Source organism: Hydrogenophaga sp. IBVHS1, from assembly GCF_002127265.1.
In the GTDB taxonomy this organism is placed as follows: domain Bacteria; phylum Pseudomonadota; class Gammaproteobacteria; order Burkholderiales; family Burkholderiaceae_C; genus Hydrogenophaga.
Genome location: NZ_NFUU01000001.1, coordinates 1,588,360 through 1,604,447, shown reverse-complemented (window position 1 = coordinate 1,604,447; position 16,088 = coordinate 1,588,360). Strand labels below are relative to the sequence as shown.

Sequence of the window (16,088 nt, the reverse complement as noted above, 5' to 3'; positions counted from 1 at the left end):
TGTGTTTCCGCTGGGTGGGGGTATCAGGTGGATTCGAGCATGCCGGCCGCAGACTCCATGTCCACCGCCACGATGCGCGAGACGCCCTGCTCCTGCATGGTCACGCCGATCAGTTGCTCGGCCATCTCCATGGCGATCTTGTTGTGGCTGATGAAAAGGAACTGCGTTTCCTTGGCCATGGTCTTCACGAGCTTGGCATAACGCTCGGTGTTGGCATCGTCCAGCGGCGCGTCCACCTCGTCGAGCAGGCAGAAAGGCGCGGGGTTGAGCTGGAAGATGGCGAACACCAGAGCAATGGCGGTCAGCGCCTTTTCACCGCCCGAGAGCAGGTGGATGGTCTGGTTCTTCTTGCCTGGCGGCTGCGCCATCACCTGCACACCGGCGTCCAGAATTTCCTCGCCCGTCATCACCAGGCGCGCGTTGCCACCCCCGAACAGCTCGGGGAACATCTTGCCGAAGTGCGTGTTGACGGTCTCAAACGTACTGCCCAGCAGGTCGCGCGTTTCGTTGTCGATCTTCTTGATCGCGTCTTCCAGCGTGTTCATGGCCTCCACCAGGTCGGCCGTCTGCGCATCGAGGAAGGTCTTGCGCTCGCGCGCGGCGGTGAGCTCGTCCAGCGCGGCAAGGTTCACCGCGCCCAGAGCCTGAATTTCACGGTGCAGGCGATCGATCTCGCCCTGGAGGCCCGCCAGACGCACATTGCCCTCGGTGATGCTTTGCGCCACGGCGGCCAGGTCGGCCTGTGCTTCTTCGAGCTGCTGGCTGTATTGCTCCACACCCAGCCGTGCGGCCTGCTCCTTGAGCTGGAAGTCGGTGATCCGGTTGCGCAGCGGCTCAAGCTCTCGCTCCAGTTGCAGGCGGCGCTCGTCGCTGGCCCGCAGCTTGGCGGTGAGGTCGTCGTACTGGCTGCGCAGGGCGCCGAGCGCCTGCTCGCGTTCGAGCTTCATGGCCAGCGCATCTTGCAGGCCTGCCTGTGCAGCGGCGTCGTTCAGCCGGCCCATTTCGTCGCTGGCGCGTTGCTGCTCTTCGGCCAGCGACTTTTCCTGCGTGGCGGCCGTTTCCATGGCGCGCTGCAACTCACCCTGGCGCGCCTGCAGGCTGCGCAGCGCGAAGGTGGCTTCCTGGGCGCTGCGCTCCAGCCCGCGTTGCTGTTCGCGCGCCTGATTCAGCGCGCGCTCGGCATTGATCACATGGTCGTCAAGTTGCGCGTGGCGCTCCTGGCTGTCGGCGAGCTGCATGTCGAGCTCTTCAAAGCGCGCTTCGGCCGTCACGCGGCGTTCCTGCAGCTCTTCGAGCTGGGCATCCACTTCGGCGAGGTCGCCGGCAATCTGCTCGCTGCGGGCGCGCGTCTGTTCGGCCAGTTGGGTCAGGCGCAAGGTTTCCACCTGCAACTCGTGCGCACGGCCGCGCGATTCGGCGGCTTCTCGTCGCGCACTCACCAGCCGCTGGGAAGCGTCGGTGTAGGCGGCCTCGGCACGGATCAGGGCGGCTCGCGCCTGTTCGGCAATCAGCACCTGGGCCTTGAGCTGCTTGTCGATGTTCTCGATTTCCTGGGCACGCGCCAGCAGCCCGGCCTGCTCGCTGTCGGGTGCGTAGAAGCTCACGCTGTGCGCGGTGACCGCGTGCCCGCTGGCCACGAAGATCACCTCGCCCGGTTGCAGGCGATCGCGCTGGGCCAGCGCTTCTTCCAGGCTGGCGGCCGTCAGGCAGCCGTGCAACCATTCGGCCAGCAGGGATTGTTGGGTCGCGTCGTTCAGGCGCAACCAGCCGGCAAGCGGCTTGAGTCCGGCGGCGCTGGCTGTGGCGGTGGCACCGGCGGGCGGGCTGTAGAAGGCCAGCTTGGCGGGGGGCGCGTCGTTGCCGAAGGCGCGCACCATGTCCAGCCGTGACACCTCGAGCGCACCAAGGCGCTCGCGAAGCGCGGCCTCCAGCGCGTTTTCCCAACCCGTCTCGATGTGGATGCGACTCCACAAACCTTGCAGACCGTCGAGCCCGTGTTTGGCCAGCCAGGGCGCGAGCTTGCCATCGGTCTTGACCTTGTCCTGCAGCGCCTTGAGCGCTTCCATGCGCGCCGACAGATCGGCCTGGCGACCAGACTCCTGGTTCACCGCTTGCTGCGCAGCACGGCGCGCGTCGTCGAGCTGGGGCACGCTGTCCTGCAGCTCGTGCAGCACGGCGTCGGCCACTTCGGCGGTTTCCTGCGCGCTGTTCAGTTGCGCCTGCGCGTTCAGCAGGCGCGCTTCGTCCGGCGCGGCCAGGGCGTTGCGGTCGGCCAGCAGGCGTTCGCGGCGCTGGTTGAGCGCGCGGCTCTGCTCTTCCACATTGCGCTGCTCGGCGGCCAGCACCTGAATCTGCTGCTGCACCTGCGTCACGCTGGTGCGCTGCTCATTGGCGCGAGCCTGCGCCTGGCGCAGGCTGTCTTCAAGCGTGGGCAGCGCGACAGATTGCTCCTCACCCTGCGCGGCCAGCACCACCGACTGGTCTTCGGCCTGCACGAGCGACTCGGCGATCTGCTCCAGTTCCACGGCTGCGTCCTGACTGCGCGTGGCCCAGGAGCCCATCTGTTCCTTCAACTGCAGCAGCCTCTGCTCGACACGCTGACGGCCTTCCACCACAAAGCGGATTTCGGCCTCCAGCTTGCCGACCTCGGCACTCGCCTCGTACAGCTTGCCCTGTGCCTGGTTGACCTGGTCGCCGGCCGCGTAGTGCGCCTGGCGAATGGTTTCCAGATCGGCTTCGATGCGGCGCAGGTCGGCGGTGCGCGATTCCAGGTCGTTCACCGCCTGGGCTGCATCGGTCTTCACCTTGACCTGATCGGCCTCGGCTTCGCTGCGCTTCAAGAACCAGAGCTGGTGCTGCTTGAGCGAGGCGCTGGCCTGCAGGGCGTTGTAGCGCTCGGCCACCTCGGCCTGCTTCTCCAGCTTGTCGAGGTTGGCATTGAGCTCGCGCAGGATGTCTTCCACTCGCGTGAGGTTCTCGCGCGTGTCCGCCAGACGGTGTGCGGTTTCGCGGCGGCGCTCCTTGTACTTGGAAACGCCAGCCGCTTCTTCGAGGAACAGGCGCAGCTCTTCGGGCTTGCTCTCGATGATGCGGCTGATGGTGCCCTGGCCAATGATGGCGTAGGCGCGAGGGCCGAGGCCGGTGCCCAAAAACACGTCCTGCACGTCGCGGCGGCGCACCGGCTGGTTGTTGATGTAGTAGCTGCTGGTGCCGTCGCGCGTGAGCACGCGCTTGACCGCGATTTCACCGAACTGGCCCCACTGTCCTCCGGCGCGGTGGTCGCTGTTGTCGAACACCAGTTCCACGCTGGACCGGCTGGCGGGCTTGCGCGTGTTGGTGCCGTTGAAGATCACGTCCTGCATGGACTCGCCGCGCAGTTCCGAGGCCTTGGACTCGCCCAGCACCCAGCGCACCGCGTCCATGATGTTGGACTTGCCGCAGCCGTTCGGGCCGACCACACCCACCAGTTGCCCCGGCAGCATGAAGTTGGTCGGTTCGGCGAAGGACTTGAAGCCGGAGAGCTTGATCGAGTTGAGACGCACGCTGGAAGGCCCCGTGGCAAAGCCAAGTGATTGAATTCAAAGGCATTTTTTCCGCCACGGCGGTTGCGCGGCGGTGGTCGATGATACCGTGGGCGGCAGCCCCGATAATCCCCAGCCATGAATCCTTTGCTCGCCCGCCTGCAGCCCTACCCCTTCGAGCGGCTGCGACGGCTTTTTGCCGACGTCACCCCCAACCCGGCCTTGCGCCCCATCAGCCTCGGCATCGGTGAACCCCGCCATGCCACGCCTGATTTTCTTAAGCAGGCGCTGGCCGATTCGCTCGGCACCAGCCTGACCGGCTACCCCGCGACCGCGGGTGAGCCGGGCATGCGCCAGGCTTGCGCTGGCTGGGTGCAGCGGCGCTACGGCATCGCACTCGACCCAGCCACCCAGGTGCTGCCGATCAATGGATCGCGCGAGGCCCTGTTTGCCTTCGCCCAGACGGTGCTCGACCCCACGCGCGAGGGCGCCACCGTGGTGATGCCCAATCCGTTCTATCAAATCTACGAAGGCGCGGCTTTCCTGGGTGGCGCCGAGCCGCACTACGTGGCCAGCGACCCGGCTCGAAATTTCGCCACCGATTGGGACAGCGTGCCGGAGGCCGTGTGGGCGCGCACGCAGTTGCTGTATGTGTGCTCGCCGGGCAACCCCACCGGTGCGGTGATGCCGCTGGAGGAATGGCGGCGCATTTTCGAGTTGAGCGATCGCCACGGTTTCGTGATCGCTTCGGACGAGTGCTACAGCGAGATTTACTTCCGCGACGAACCCCCGCTGGGTGGTCTGGAAGCTGCCCAGCGACTCGGCCGCACGGGCTTCCCGCGGCTCATGAGCTTCACGAGCCTTTCGAAACGCAGCAACGTGCCAGGTTTGCGCAGCGGGTTCGTGGCCGGCGACGCGGCGCTCATCAAGGCTTTCCTGCTCTACCGCACCTACCACGGTGGCGCCATGAGCCCGGCAGTGCAGGCAGCCAGCATCGCCGCCTGGAACGACGAAGCCCACGTGGTGGACAACCGGCGCCAGTACCGCGAAAAGTTCGCCCAGGTCACGCCCTTGCTGGCGAATGTGCTCGATGTCGCGCTGCCCGACGCCGCGTTCTATCTGTGGGCCGGCGTGCCCGCCGCCTTCGCCCAGGCCAGCCCGGGCTTGAGCGCCGATGAAGCCTTCGCCCGCGATCTGCTGGCTCAATACAATGTGACGGTCTTGCCCGGCAGCTACCTGGCCCGCGAGACCGGCGGCGTCAACCCGGGTACCGGCCGGATTCGCATGGCGCTGGTGGCCGAGCCCGCAGAGTGTTTCGAAGCCGCCACCCGAATCGTCGAGTTTGTTTCGCGCCGCACCTGAAGCGCGCGCTCCCCTTGTTCACTTCTGTCTTGAGTTCCATGACCCAACAACTGCAAACCCTCATCGACAACGCCTGGGACAACCGCGCCGACCTTTCCCCCGCTTCCGCCCCCAAGGAAGTGCAGGAAGCCGTCGAGCATGTGATTTCGGAACTCAACAAGGGCCGCCTGCGCGTGGCGACCCGCCAGGGCGTTGGCCAGTGGACGGTGCACCAGTGGATCAAGAAGGCAGTGCTGCTGTCGTTCCGCCTGAAGGACAACGAAGTGATGCGCAGCGGCGACCTGGCGTTCTTCGACAAGGTCAAGACCAAGTTCGCCCACCTGAGCGAAGCGGAAATGAAGGCCACCGGTGTGCGCGTGGTGCCGCCGGCCGTCGCGCGCCGTGGCAGCTACATCGCCAAGGGCGCCATCCTCATGCCCAGCTACGTCAACATCGGCGCCTATGTGGATGAAAACTCCATGGTCGACACCTGGGCCACCGTGGGCTCGTGCGCCCAGATCGGCAAGAACGTGCACCTCTCCGGTGGGGTGGGTATTGGCGGTGTGCTGGAACCCCTGCAGGCAGGCCCCACCATCATTGAAGACAACTGTTTCATCGGCGCACGCTCCGAAGTGGTCGAGGGCGTGGTGGTCGAGGAGAACTCCGTGATTTCCATGGGCGTCTACATCGGCCAGAGCACCCCCATTTACGACCGCGCCACGGGTGAAGTGAGCTACGGCCGCGTGCCTTCCGGCTCGGTGGTGATCAGCGGCAGCCTGCCCAAGGACGGCGGCAAGTACAGCCTGTACGCAGCCATCATCGTCAAGCGGGTGGACGCGCAGACTCGTTCCAAAACCAGCTTGAACGACCTGCTCCGCGATTGAGGCCAAGGTCTTCGCGGCAACTTGAATCCACAAAGGAACACGGCATGAGCAGCGGAACCATGGAACGCATCCTGCGCCTGATGGCCGACAAGAAGGCCTCGGACGTGTACCTGACGGCGCATGCGCCGGCGATGATCAAGATCAACGGGCAGACCATTCCCATCAACAGCCAGGTGCTGCCGCCCGAGGCGCCACGCAACCTGCTTGCCGAAATCGTGCCCGCCACGCGCATGGAAGAGTTGCACGAGACCGGCGAGCTCAACATGGCGGTGCCGCTGGACAGCCTGGGCAACTTCCGCGTAAGCGCGTTCCGCCAGCGGGGCCACATCGCCGTGGTGATCCGCTTTGTGCCGGGCGATATCCCCGCGCTCGACTCGCTCAATGTGGCGCCCGTGCTGGCCGAGCTGGTGATGGAAAAGCGCGGCCTGGTGCTGATGGTGGGCGCCACCGGTGCGGGCAAGAGCACCACGCTCGCGGCCATGATCGACTACCGCAACGAGCGCACCACGGGCCACGTGCTCACCATCGAAGACCCTATCGAGTACGTCTACCGCAACAAGAAGTCGGTGGTGAACCAGCGCGAGATCGGGCCCGACACGGCGTCGCTGCAGATCGCCCTGAAAAACGCACTGCGCCAGGCTCCCGACGTGATCCTGATCGGCGAGATCCGCGACCGCGAGACCATGTCGGCCGCCATTGCATACGCTCAATCGGGCCACCTGTGCCTGGCCACGCTGCACGCCAACAACAGCTACCAGGCACTCAACCGAATTCTGAGCTTCTACCCGGTGGAGGTGCGCCCCACCATGCTCGGCGACCTGGCCGCCGCGCTGCGCGCCATTGTTTCGCAGCGCCTGCTGCGCACCCACACCGGTGGGCGCGTGCCCGCCATGGAGGTGATGCTCAACACCTCGCTGATTGCCGACCTGATCCAGAAGGCCGATTTTTCCGGCGTGCGCGAAGCGATGGAGAAATCGCTGGCCGAGGGCTCACAGACCTTTGAACAGGATCTCTCGCGTCTCATCAGCGATGGACTGGTTTCCCGCAACGAAGGCCTGGCCCACGCAGACTCGCCGAACAACCTGCTCTGGCGCCTGCAGAACGACTTCAACTCGTCCAAGGCCGCAGACGCCGCCACCCCGGGCGAAGAAGAAAACACCGACATGGCGACCTTCACCGAGTTCACGCTGGACGTGAAGTTCTGACCCCTCCCCCATGTCCGCCACCCTGAGACTCACCGAGCAACTGATCGCCCGTTCCTCCGTCACCCCCAACGACGAAGGATGCCAGGCGCTGATCGCCGCACGTCTCATGCCACTGGGCTTCACCTGCGAGACGATCGAGAGCGGCCCTGCGGATTTCCGGGTGACCAACCTCTGGGCCCGCCTCGGTACCGGCCAGCGCCCCACCCTGGTGTTTGCCGGCCACACCGACGTGGTGCCCACCGGCCCACTCGAGGCCTGGACCAGCAACCCCTTCGTGCCCAGCCACCGCGACGGCAAGTTGTTTGGTCGCGGCGCCGCCGACATGAAAACATCGCTCGCGGCCATGGTGGTGGCTTGCGAGGAATTCCTGGCTTTCCACCCGCAGCCGGCCATCGACATCGCCTTCCTGCTCACCAGCGACGAAGAAGGCCCGGCCGTGGACGGCACCGTGGTCGTCTGTCAGACCCTCAAGCAGCGCGGCGAACGGCTGGACTGGTGCATCGTCGGTGAGCCCACATCGGTCGAGCGCACCGGCGACATGATCAAAAACGGCCGACGGGGCACCCTCAGCGGCAAGCTCATCGTGAAGGGCGTGCAAGGCCATATTGCGTATCCACACCTGGCGAAGAACCCGATTCACCTGGCGGCACCTGCGCTGGCCGAGCTGGTGGCCACCACCTGGGACGAAGGCAACGCCTTCTTCCCACCCACCAGCTGGCAGATCAGCAACATCCACGGCGGAACCGGCGCGAGCAATGTGATTCCGGGCACCGTGGTGATCGATTTCAACTTCCGCTTCTCCACCGAATCCACACCCGAAGCCCTGCAGCAGCGCGTGCGCGAGCTGCTGCAGCGCCACGGCCTGGCCGAGGGCCCCGACTACGACCTGGCCTGGACGCTCGGCGGGCGGCCTTTCCTCACGGCCCCCGGCACGCTGGTGGACGCTGTGCGTCAGGCCATCGTGGACGAACTGGGCGTTCAGACCACGCTTTCGACCACGGGCGGCACCAGTGACGGGCGCTTCATCGCGCAGGTCTGCGCGCAGGTGATCGAGTTCGGGCCGCCCAATGCCACCATCCACAAGATCGATGAACACGTGGCACTGTCGGACATCGAGCCGGTGAAGAACGTCTACCGGCGCACGCTGGAGCACCTGTCGCGCGCGGCCGGAAGCGGCGCGTGAGAGAGGGTGGCCGTGAACCTCGCTGACATCCTGCAGCAGTCGTGCCATCGCCTGGAAGCGGCGCCGCTTGCCTACGGCCACGGCACCACCAATGCGCGCGATGAAGCCATCTGGCTGGTGCTTTGGCAGCTGGGCCTGCCGTTGGACACCGATGTGGATGCGCTTGCGCACCGCCCGGTTTCTGAAGAGGAGCGCAAGGCCGTGGACGCGCTGATCCAGCGCCGCATCGACACGCGCGAACCCGCCGCCTACCTCACGCAGGAAGCCTGGCTCCAGGGCGTTTCCTTTCACGTCGACCGGCGCACGATCGTGCCTCGCAGCTTCATCGCCGAATTGCTGGTGGAAGGCACCATCGATCCCTGGCTCAACGAGGCCAGCCGCGACGTGCTGGACCTGTGCACGGGCAATGGCAGCCTCGCCGTGCTGGTCGCCATGGCCTACCCCGAGGTGCGCGTCACGGGTGCCGACATCTCCACCGACGCCCTGGCCGTGGCCCGCATCAACGTTGAACGCCATGGGCTGCAAGACCGCATCACGCTGGTAGTGTCTGATGGCCTGGCCGCCTGCCCCGGCCCCTGGGACCTGATCCTGTGCAATCCGCCCTACGTGAACGCGCACAGCATGGCAGCGCTGCCGGCTGAATACCGCGCGGAGCCCGAGATCGCGCTGGCCGGTGGCACAGACGGCATGGATTTCATCCGCGCCCTGCTGCGCGATGCCCCCACACACCTCGATCCCCACGGCGTGCTCGTGCTCGAAATCGGCAACGAGCGCGAGCAATTCGAGAATGCCTTTCCCGATCTGGAAACCGTCTGGCTGACCACCAGCGCCGGCGACGACCAGGTCCTTTTGCTCACCCACGAATCCCTTCTGGCGCTCACCCTTTCGCAGGCGCCTTCCCCATGATCACCCTGAAAAATCTGGTCCTTCGCCGCGGGGCGAAGGTGCTGCTCGATGGCGCTTCCTGCACCATCAATCCCGGCGAAAAAGTCGGCCTGGTCGGTCGCAACGGCGCTGGCAAATCCAGCCTGTTCGGCTTGCTGAACCACACGCTGCACGAAGACAAGGGCGACTTCTACGTTCCCCCGCAATGGCGCATGGCGCAAGTGGCGCAGGACATGCCGGAAACCGACATGCCGGCGACGCAGTTCGTCATCGAAGGCGACGTGACCCTGTCGCTGGCCCGCCAGGAAGTGAGCGCGGCCGAAGACAGCGGTGATGGCGAACGCATGGCCCACGCCTACATGGCGCTGCACGACGCCGGTGAGCACGATGCCGCTGCGCGCGCGCAGGCCCTCATCCTCGGCCTGGGCTTTCGCACCGACGAACTCGAACGCCCGGTGGACAGCTTCTCGGGCGGCTGGCGCATGCGCCTCCAGCTGGCGCGCGCGCTCATGTGCCCCAGCGACTTGCTGCTGCTCGACGAACCGACCAACCACCTGGACCTGGACGCCCTGGTCTGGCTGGAAGCCTGGCTCAAGCGCTACGAAGGCACCATGCTCGTGATCAGCCATGACCGCGAGTTCCTCGATGCCGTCACCGATGTCACCATGCACATTCACGCTGCGCAGCTGACGCGCTATGGCGGCAACTACAGCCGATTCGAGGACATGCGCGCCGAGCAGATGGCGCTTCAGCAATCGGCCTATTCGCGCCAGCAGGACAAGATGGCGCATCTGCAGAAGTTCATCGACCGCTTCAAGGCCAAGGCCAGCAAGGCCAAGCAGGCGCAGAGCCGCGTGAAGGCTCTGGAGCGCATGGAAAAGATCGGGCCGGTGCTGGCCGATGCGGAGTTCACTTTTGAATTCGCCGAGCCGCAGAACCTGCCCAACCCCATGCTGGCCATGGCCGACGCGAGCTTTGGCTACCCACCACCCGACGAAGGCAGCGAACCCACCGTGATCGTGCGCAACATCAGCCGCTCGGTGCTGGCCGGGCAGCGCATCGGCATTCTGGGCGCCAACGGCCAGGGTAAATCCACCGTGGTCAAGACCATCGCGCGCGACCTGCAACCACTGGCCGGGCAGATCACCGAGGGCAAGGGCCTGAACATCGGCTACTTCGCGCAGCAGGAACTGGACGTTTTGCGCCCGGCAGACACGCCACTGGAGCACATGATTCGCCTGGTGCGCGAATGCACTGTCGAAGGCCGCCTGAGCGGTCAGCCCACACGCGAACAGGACCTGCGCAGCTTCCTGGGCAACTTCAACTTCACTGGTGACCAGGTGAAGCAGACCGTGGGCAGCATGAGCGGCGGTGAAAAGGCCCGCCTCGTGCTCTGCATGATCGTCTGGCAGCGCCCCAACCTGCTGCTGCTGGACGAGCCCACCAACCACCTCGACCTCGCCACGCGCGAGGCGCTGTCGGTCGCGCTCAACGAGTTCGAGGGCACCGTGATGCTGGTCAGCCACGACCGCGCCTTGCTGCGTGCCGTGTGCGACGAGTTCTGGCTGGTCTCGCGCGGCGGCATCGAACCTTTCGATGGCGATCTCGACGACTACCAGCGCTACCTGCTGGACATGGCCAAACAATCTCGCGAAGCCCAGCGGCAGGAGCAGCGTGGGCAGCAACGCACCCCTGTGGTAATGCCTGAGGCCGAACAGAAACAGCGCCGCCAGCAACTCGCCGAAAAAGCCAGACCGCTGAAGAAGGAACTGGAGCAGACCGAGAAACGCATGGCTGCTCTGGCGCTTGAAAAGCAACGGCTCGAGGCAGCCATGGGCCAGCCGCTCAACCCGGCGGAAATCGCCGATACCGGCAAACGACTCAAGGCAGTGAACGACGAGAACGAGACCCTGGAGGCGCGATGGCTGGAACTGCAAGAGGCCATCGAGGCGGCGGGGGCCTGAGGTATCCTGCGCGATCCCTCAGTTCAAAGGAAGGCCCCCTGCCATGATGTCCATTCTCGGAACCCTGTTCATCGGTCTCATCGCGGGCTTCATTGCCCGAGCCATCAAACCCGGCAACGACGGCATGGGCTGGATCATGACCGCCCTCCTCGGCGTGGCAGGCGCCTTTCTGGCGGGCTACCTGGGTGCGGCGCTGGGCTTTTACCAGCAAGGTGAACCCGTGGGCTTCATCGCTTCGGTGATCGGCGCCATCATCCTGCTGGTGATTTACGGCTTCGTGAAGAAGAAGTGAGTTTTGCGGGCGCGGGCACGTAGCGCGCGAAACTGTCGATCAGCGCATCGACACCGTTCTCGAAGATCTCGCCCTCTGGCTGCGCAAGCCGACAGCGATCGACGCGGCGTCCAATAGCCGGTCATAGGCCGTTTTCAGGATCAGGTCGCGGTCATCACCGGCGCGTCCAACGGCATTGGCCGCGCCACGGCCCTCACTCCCCACATCGACATCGAGTGAGACCAGACAAACCCCGTTTGCGTGATCCAGTTCCTCTTGCACAGCCTTATCGCCGGGGCTGGCAGGTGGATCGACCTATAGTCTTTCCACCATCCTTTCCGAAAGGTCATGTTGTGGACAACTTCCTCCTGAAACTGTTCGCGCCTGCATCTCTTCTTATGCTGGCATCGTGTGGTGGCGATGGTGGCCCCGCCCCCGCTCCCACCACGCCCCTGGCCAGCCCGGCGGGTTTTTATGTGGGCACCTCCGGTGCTGGACCGACGCTCCGTGAAGTCTCCACCTTGATTCTGGACAACGGACGCGTCTATTCGTTGTATTCCGGGCCTGCGGGTGGTCCCCCCACCGGCATTTCCGGTGCGGTCGTAGGGAATGGGATCACCACCGGCAACACCTTTACTGCGTCGCCCACACGCGACTTCAACTTTGACGTTCCCTCCGTGACCATCGGATCACTCTCCGCTTCATTCACGCCACGATCGTCCATCAGCGGCACGGTGAGCGGCGGTGTGCCCGCGGTGACCTTCACGGGCACGTACGCGCCTGCCTATGAAAATGCGCCGTCCCTGACGACCGCGGCGGGCACCTACAACGGCTTCGTCGGGTTCAGTGCCGGCAGTGAAGCATCCACCGTTGTTGTTGCAGCCAACGGTGTGATTTCCGCTACTTCTGTGGGTGGTTGCGCTCTGTCTGGCACGGCAGGCCTGCACGCATCTGGCAATGTCTACGACGTCACCATCACGGTCGGTGCGGGATGCGTGTTTCCGCCGGCAACCGTGCTTACGGGCCACGCTTACCTCAACGGCACCACGCTGCATTCAATCGTGATGAACCCCGGCCTCACCGATGGCCTGATTTTCACCGGCACCAGATAAGGCGCTCTCGGCTGCCCTGTTAAACGAAGAAAGGGTCCGACCTCTCGGTCGGACCCCTCTTGCGAATGGTAGGACGTGGCAGGCTCGAACTGCCGACCAACGGATTAAAAGTCCGCTGCTCTACCAACTGAGCTAACGTCCCATCAAAACGGAAAGGATGCCTGAAGGCAACCACAGAAAAACAGTGGTGGGGCGTGAGTGACTCGAACACTCGACCTACGGATTAAGAGTCCGCTGCTCTACCAACTGAGCTAACGCCCCCCGGGGGGATTGCGTGAAAACCTACTCGTTCGAGTCCGTCTTCGAGTCTTTTGAACTGCTGCGCGAAGCCTCAAATTATAGCGTCATTGTGGCAGGGCCTTGAAGCGTTGCCGTCTTTTTTCCAGCACCGGCGGCCAGGGCGTTCATCACCCAGCCGGCGGCGCAAAGGCCAAAGGTGGCCGTCACGCTCACAGCCGAGCCATAGCCGTGGCAGTTCAGCGAGCCATCACCGGCGTCGATGCCGCAGCTTGCATCGGGCGGCGCCACGGCTTCACGGCTGAACACGCAGGTCACGCCCATGCGGCCTTCACGCGCTCCACTGTGCTGCTTGCGCAAGCGGTAGCGGAGCTGGGCCAGCAGCGGGTCGTGCGTGGTCTCGGCGAGATCGGCCACTTCCACCTGTTGGGCCAGACGCTTGCCGCCCGCTGCACCCACGGAGACGAAGGGAACGCCTTGCTCGATGGCCCAAGCGGCCAGCGCGGTCTTGGCGCGCACTTGATCGCAGGCATCAATGAGCGCTGAAGGCATCTGATCTGCCAAGCCGGGCAAGGAAAGCAGCAAACCAGGCCAGTTGTCAGGGGTCACGAAGTCGTCGATGACGTCCACCCGACACGCCGGGTGGAACTGAGAAATGCGCTCGCGCATGGCGTCGGCCTTGGCCTGCCCCAGGGTGGGCTCCAGCGCGTGGATCTGGCGGTTGATGTTGGACTCCGAGACGTGGTCCATATCAACGAGCGTGAGGCGGCGCACGCCGCTGCGGGCCAAGGCCTCCACGGTCCAGGAACCCACACCGCCAATACCGACGACCACCACGTGCGCATCAAAAATGCGCTGCGAGCCTTCAAGGCCATAGAGCCGACGCAGCCCACCGAAGCGGCGCTCGAACAGTTCGCTGGCAGAAGCGTCGTTCACTCGCGGTCCAGCAGCCACATCTGGAACCGGAAACCGCCCACAGCTCCCAGCAAAATGCCGGTGACCGCGATCACGCTGGTCAGACTCAAGGTAGACAAGCCCGAAAGGCCTTGTCCCACCGTGCACCCCAGTGCGGTCACGCCTCCTACGCCCATGCAGGCAGCGCCGGCCAGGTGCAAGGCGGTGTCCTGGGTGGTGCGAAAGCCCTCCCAGCGGAAACTGCCTTCGATCAGCGAACAGACCAGCGAGCCCACCACGACGCCCACAACGGTGACGACGCCAAAGGTGAGCACCTTGGAGGTGTCGCTGAAGAACATGACCCAGTCCAGCGTGTAGGCCATGGGCGCGGTGAAGGTGAGCGACTCCATGCGGCCCGTGTTGGTGGCGAGGTAGACAGCCTCCAGCGTCTCCGGGTGCTCCGGTACGAAGCCGAAACTGCCACTGACCCACCACATGGCCGCAATCACGAGCCCGATGCCCAGGCCCGCAAGCAGGTTGTTGAAGGTACGGAAGCCGGCTCCGGCGAGCGCCCAGATCACCAGGGCTCCACCCACCAGCAGGGCCACCAGCAGGCCGGTGATCGCCGGGTCCAGCCCCAGGCTTGCAGAAAACCACGACGGGATCGCGCCGCCCGCTGGAATCTCGAAGGCGACCTGGTCCACGGTGTTGACGCGCAACACCGCCATGACACCGCGCAGCGTGGCGAAGGCCGCGAAACCCATGACGAAAAACACCACCAGCGATTTGAGGCTGCCGGCACCGATACGCACCAACGTCTTGCTGCCGCAACCCGACGCCAGCACCATGCCGAACCCGAACAGGGCACCGCCCACGAGTGCGGACAGCCAGATGATGCGACCGGAGGTGTAGATCGATTTGCCAGCATCGATCCAGCCGAGCCAGGCCATGCCGTAAAAACCGATCATGGCCACACCCACTGCCATCCCCCACATGCGCATGCGGGTCCAGTCGCCCATGTTGACGATGTCGCTCACGGCGCCCATGGTGCAGAAATGGGTGCGCTGGGCGATGAAGCCAAAGGCCACGGCCACAGCGAAGGCAGCCCAGAGCACCTGGGTCTGCAGCTTGAGAAGGTCGGCGATTTCCATGGCCGCCATTGTAGGTGGGGGCCAACCGCCGCACGCCCGTCAGGGCATGCGGATCCAGCGCTGATCAGCGCAGGCGAGCGATGCGGTCGCGCGCGGCGGCCGCAGCTTCTGAATTCGGGTAAGCCTTGGCCAGATCTTCGAGTGTCTTGCGCGCCCCTTTCGCGTCCTTCAGCTCGTATTGGCTGTTGGCCATGGCGAGCATGGCCTCTGGCGTGCGCATGTGGTCAGGAAAATCGCGCAGCAGACGCCGATGGCTTTCCACCGACTCCTTGTAGGCTCGGCTCGCGTACTGCGCATTGCCCTGCCAATACAGCACGGAAGGCGTGTAGCCACTCGACGGATAGCGCTGCAGGAAGCCCGCGTAGGCGGCAGACGCCGGTCCGAAATCAGACTTGCGCAGCAGGTCCATGGCGGCGTCGAAGTCGCGCTTCTCGTTGGGCGCAGCGTTGAAGGTCTGGCCGTCGTGCTCGATGCGCAGCGGCTCCACGCGGCGAAGGCGCTCGTCCACGCCGGCCTGCACGTCCTTTTGCTGCCGCTGCAGCTCCGAGACTTCACGCGCGAGTTGTTCGTTTTGTCCCCGCAGGCGCGCGAGTTCGGCTCGCAACTGCTCTATCTGGTTGGACAGCTCCAGCAGGCTGCGCCGTGTGGCGGCAGCGCTCTCTCTGGCCTCCGCATTGGCGGCAGCGGTGTCTGCCTGGTTCTTGTCGACCTTCTGACGCAGTTCGATGATGGCCCTGCGCGCCTCGTCGTCTCCGAAGATTGCGTGGGCATGCAGGGGCCAGGCAGCTGCCACCACGATGGAGCACAAGCCCAGCAGGCCGGATGCGGAGCGCAGTTGATTCACGATCTTGCTCAGCGGTAGGTGAGTTCAACGCGGCGGTTCTTGGCGAAAGCACCCTCGTCCAGACCGGTCTGTGCAGGCTTTTCCTCGCCGAAACTCACCGCCTCCATTTGCGCCTCGGTCACGCCCAGCAGGCTCAGCGCACGGCGCACGGCTTCTGCACGCTTCTGGCCGAGGGCGAGGTTGTATTCACGGCCACCGCGCTCGTCGGTGTGGCCTTCCAGGCCCACGCGACGTGTGCGGTTGGCATTCAGGTAGCGCGCGTTGGCTTCCAGCGCGGCAGCGAACTCGGCCTTCACCTCGAAACTGTCGTAGTCGAAGTACACCACCCGGGTCAGGGCGTTGGGCTGAGCGGCATCGGAACCGGCCACCGAAACGCCCGACACCCCCCGCGGATCGACCGCGCCACCCTGACCACCGGCACCGGCGCCGCCTGCGCCCGTGGCGGTGCCAGCGCGGTCTTCCACCGGCACGTTGTCCAGCTTGACACCGGAACTGCAGGCCGCCAGCACAGCGGCCAGACCCACGCCTGCCATCAAGCGCAACCAGCGCTGGGTCAGTCGTTCACGGGGAGCAAGTCGGGTGGATGTGGGGGTGTT

At 65.1% G+C, this 16,088-nt stretch carries 13 protein-coding genes and 2 tRNA genes; 8 read left to right on the top strand and 7 right to left on the bottom strand.

Annotated elements, in window-relative coordinates; genetic code table 11:
• Positions 1-23 precede the first annotated feature (23 nt).
• Positions 24-3,542 carry a chromosome segregation protein SMC gene (gene smc, locus CAP37_RS07705; protein ID WP_086123637.1) on the bottom strand — a complete coding sequence of 1,173 codons (3,519 nt, stop codon included), beginning with the start codon at positions 3,540-3,542 and terminating at the stop codon, positions 24-26.
• A gap of 117 nt (positions 3,543-3,659) precedes the next feature.
• Between smc and dapC the strand changes: the two genes are divergently transcribed.
• The 8 genes from dapC to CAP37_RS07660 all read left to right on the top strand — a co-directional run bounded on the left by dapC (position 3,660) and on the right by CAP37_RS07660 (position 12,366).
• Entirely contained in the window at positions 3,660-4,883 is a 1,224-nt protein-coding gene (gene dapC / locus CAP37_RS07700) for a succinyldiaminopimelate transaminase (RefSeq protein ID WP_086123636.1), read from the top strand.
• A gap of 38 nt (positions 4,884-4,921) precedes the next feature.
• A complete protein-coding gene (gene dapD, locus CAP37_RS07695) occupies positions 4,922-5,746 on the top strand; it encodes a 2,3,4,5-tetrahydropyridine-2,6-dicarboxylate N-succinyltransferase (protein ID WP_086123635.1) in 825 nt (274 codons plus the stop codon).
• 44 nt (positions 5,747-5,790) lie between these two features.
• Positions 5,791-6,951: a PilT/PilU family type 4a pilus ATPase gene (locus tag CAP37_RS07690; RefSeq protein WP_086123634.1), complete on the top strand. Its 1,161-nt coding sequence runs from the start codon at positions 5,791-5,793 to the stop codon at positions 6,949-6,951.
• Positions 6,952-6,961: 10 nt separating this feature from the next.
• Positions 6,962-8,134, top strand: coding sequence for a succinyl-diaminopimelate desuccinylase (gene dapE, locus CAP37_RS07685; RefSeq protein ID WP_086123633.1), 1,173 nt, complete (start codon positions 6,962-6,964; stop codon positions 8,132-8,134).
• 12 nt (positions 8,135-8,146) lie between these two features.
• Positions 8,147-9,040, top strand: a complete 894-nt coding sequence (prmB, locus tag CAP37_RS07680; RefSeq protein WP_086124875.1) for a 50S ribosomal protein L3 N(5)-glutamine methyltransferase — start codon at positions 8,147-8,149, stop codon at positions 9,038-9,040.
• Positions 9,037-10,983 (top strand): ABC-F family ATP-binding cassette domain-containing protein, encoded by a 1,947-nt coding sequence (locus CAP37_RS07675; RefSeq protein WP_086123632.1) that lies wholly within the window; start codon positions 9,037-9,039, stop codon positions 10,981-10,983. Before prmB ends, CAP37_RS07675 begins: the two co-directional genes overlap by 4 nt.
• A 43-nt stretch (positions 10,984-11,026) precedes the next feature.
• Positions 11,027-11,275: a GlsB/YeaQ/YmgE family stress response membrane protein gene (locus CAP37_RS07670; RefSeq protein ID WP_086123631.1), complete on the top strand. Its 249-nt coding sequence runs from the start codon at positions 11,027-11,029 to the stop codon at positions 11,273-11,275.
• Positions 11,276-11,607: 332 nt separating this feature from the next.
• The gene (locus CAP37_RS07660; RefSeq protein WP_143435900.1) at positions 11,608-12,366 is read left to right on the top strand and encodes a hypothetical protein; all 759 of its coding nucleotides are present in this window, start codon (positions 11,608-11,610) and stop codon (positions 12,364-12,366) included.
• 66 nt (positions 12,367-12,432) lie between these two features.
• Here CAP37_RS07660 and CAP37_RS07655 read toward each other — a convergent pair.
• The 6 genes from CAP37_RS07655 to pal form a co-directional block, all read right to left on the bottom strand.
• A tRNA-Lys gene (locus CAP37_RS07655) sits at positions 12,433-12,508 on the bottom strand.
• 43 nt (positions 12,509-12,551) lie between these two features.
• A tRNA-Lys gene (locus tag CAP37_RS07650) sits at positions 12,552-12,627 on the bottom strand.
• Positions 12,628-12,702: 75 nt separating this feature from the next.
• On the bottom strand, positions 12,703-13,539 hold the full coding sequence (locus tag CAP37_RS07645) for a ThiF family adenylyltransferase (protein WP_256926909.1): 837 nt from the start codon (positions 13,537-13,539) through the stop codon (positions 12,703-12,705).
• The gene (locus CAP37_RS07640; RefSeq protein WP_086124874.1) at positions 13,536-14,648 is read right to left on the bottom strand and encodes a YeeE/YedE family protein; all 1,113 of its coding nucleotides are present in this window, start codon (positions 14,646-14,648) and stop codon (positions 13,536-13,538) included. Before CAP37_RS07640 ends, CAP37_RS07645 begins: the two co-directional genes overlap by 4 nt.
• Before the next feature lie 64 nt (positions 14,649-14,712).
• Positions 14,713-15,492 carry a tol-pal system protein YbgF gene (gene ybgF / locus CAP37_RS07635; RefSeq protein ID WP_256926908.1) on the bottom strand — a complete coding sequence of 260 codons (780 nt, stop codon included), beginning with the start codon at positions 15,490-15,492 and terminating at the stop codon, positions 14,713-14,715.
• A gap of 8 nt (positions 15,493-15,500) precedes the next feature.
• On the bottom strand, positions 15,501-16,025 hold the full coding sequence (pal, locus tag CAP37_RS07630) for a peptidoglycan-associated lipoprotein Pal (protein WP_086124871.1): 525 nt from the start codon (positions 16,023-16,025) through the stop codon (positions 15,501-15,503).
• Between the last annotated feature and the right edge of the window lie 63 nt (positions 16,026-16,088).

Coding starts and splice junctions, on each gene's coding strand:
- dapC (WP_086123636.1), top strand. CDS start 3,660: ATGAATCCTTTGCTCGCCCGCCTGCAGCCCTACCCCTTCGAGCGGCTG.
- dapD (WP_086123635.1), top strand. CDS start 4,922: ATGACCCAACAACTGCAAACCCTCATCGACAACGCCTGGGACAACCGC.
- CAP37_RS07690 (WP_086123634.1), top strand. CDS start 5,791: ATGAGCAGCGGAACCATGGAACGCATCCTGCGCCTGATGGCCGACAAG.
- dapE (WP_086123633.1), top strand. CDS start 6,962: ATGTCCGCCACCCTGAGACTCACCGAGCAACTGATCGCCCGTTCCTCC.
- CAP37_RS07675 (WP_086123632.1), top strand. CDS start 9,037: ATGATCACCCTGAAAAATCTGGTCCTTCGCCGCGGGGCGAAGGTGCTG.
- CAP37_RS07670 (WP_086123631.1), top strand. CDS start 11,027: ATGATGTCCATTCTCGGAACCCTGTTCATCGGTCTCATCGCGGGCTTC.
- CAP37_RS07640 (WP_086124874.1), bottom strand. CDS start 14,648: ATGGAAATCGCCGACCTTCTCAAGCTGCAGACCCAGGTGCTCTGGGCT.
- pal (WP_086124871.1), bottom strand. CDS start 16,025: ATGGCAGGCGTGGGTCTGGCCGCTGTGCTGGCGGCCTGCAGTTCCGGT.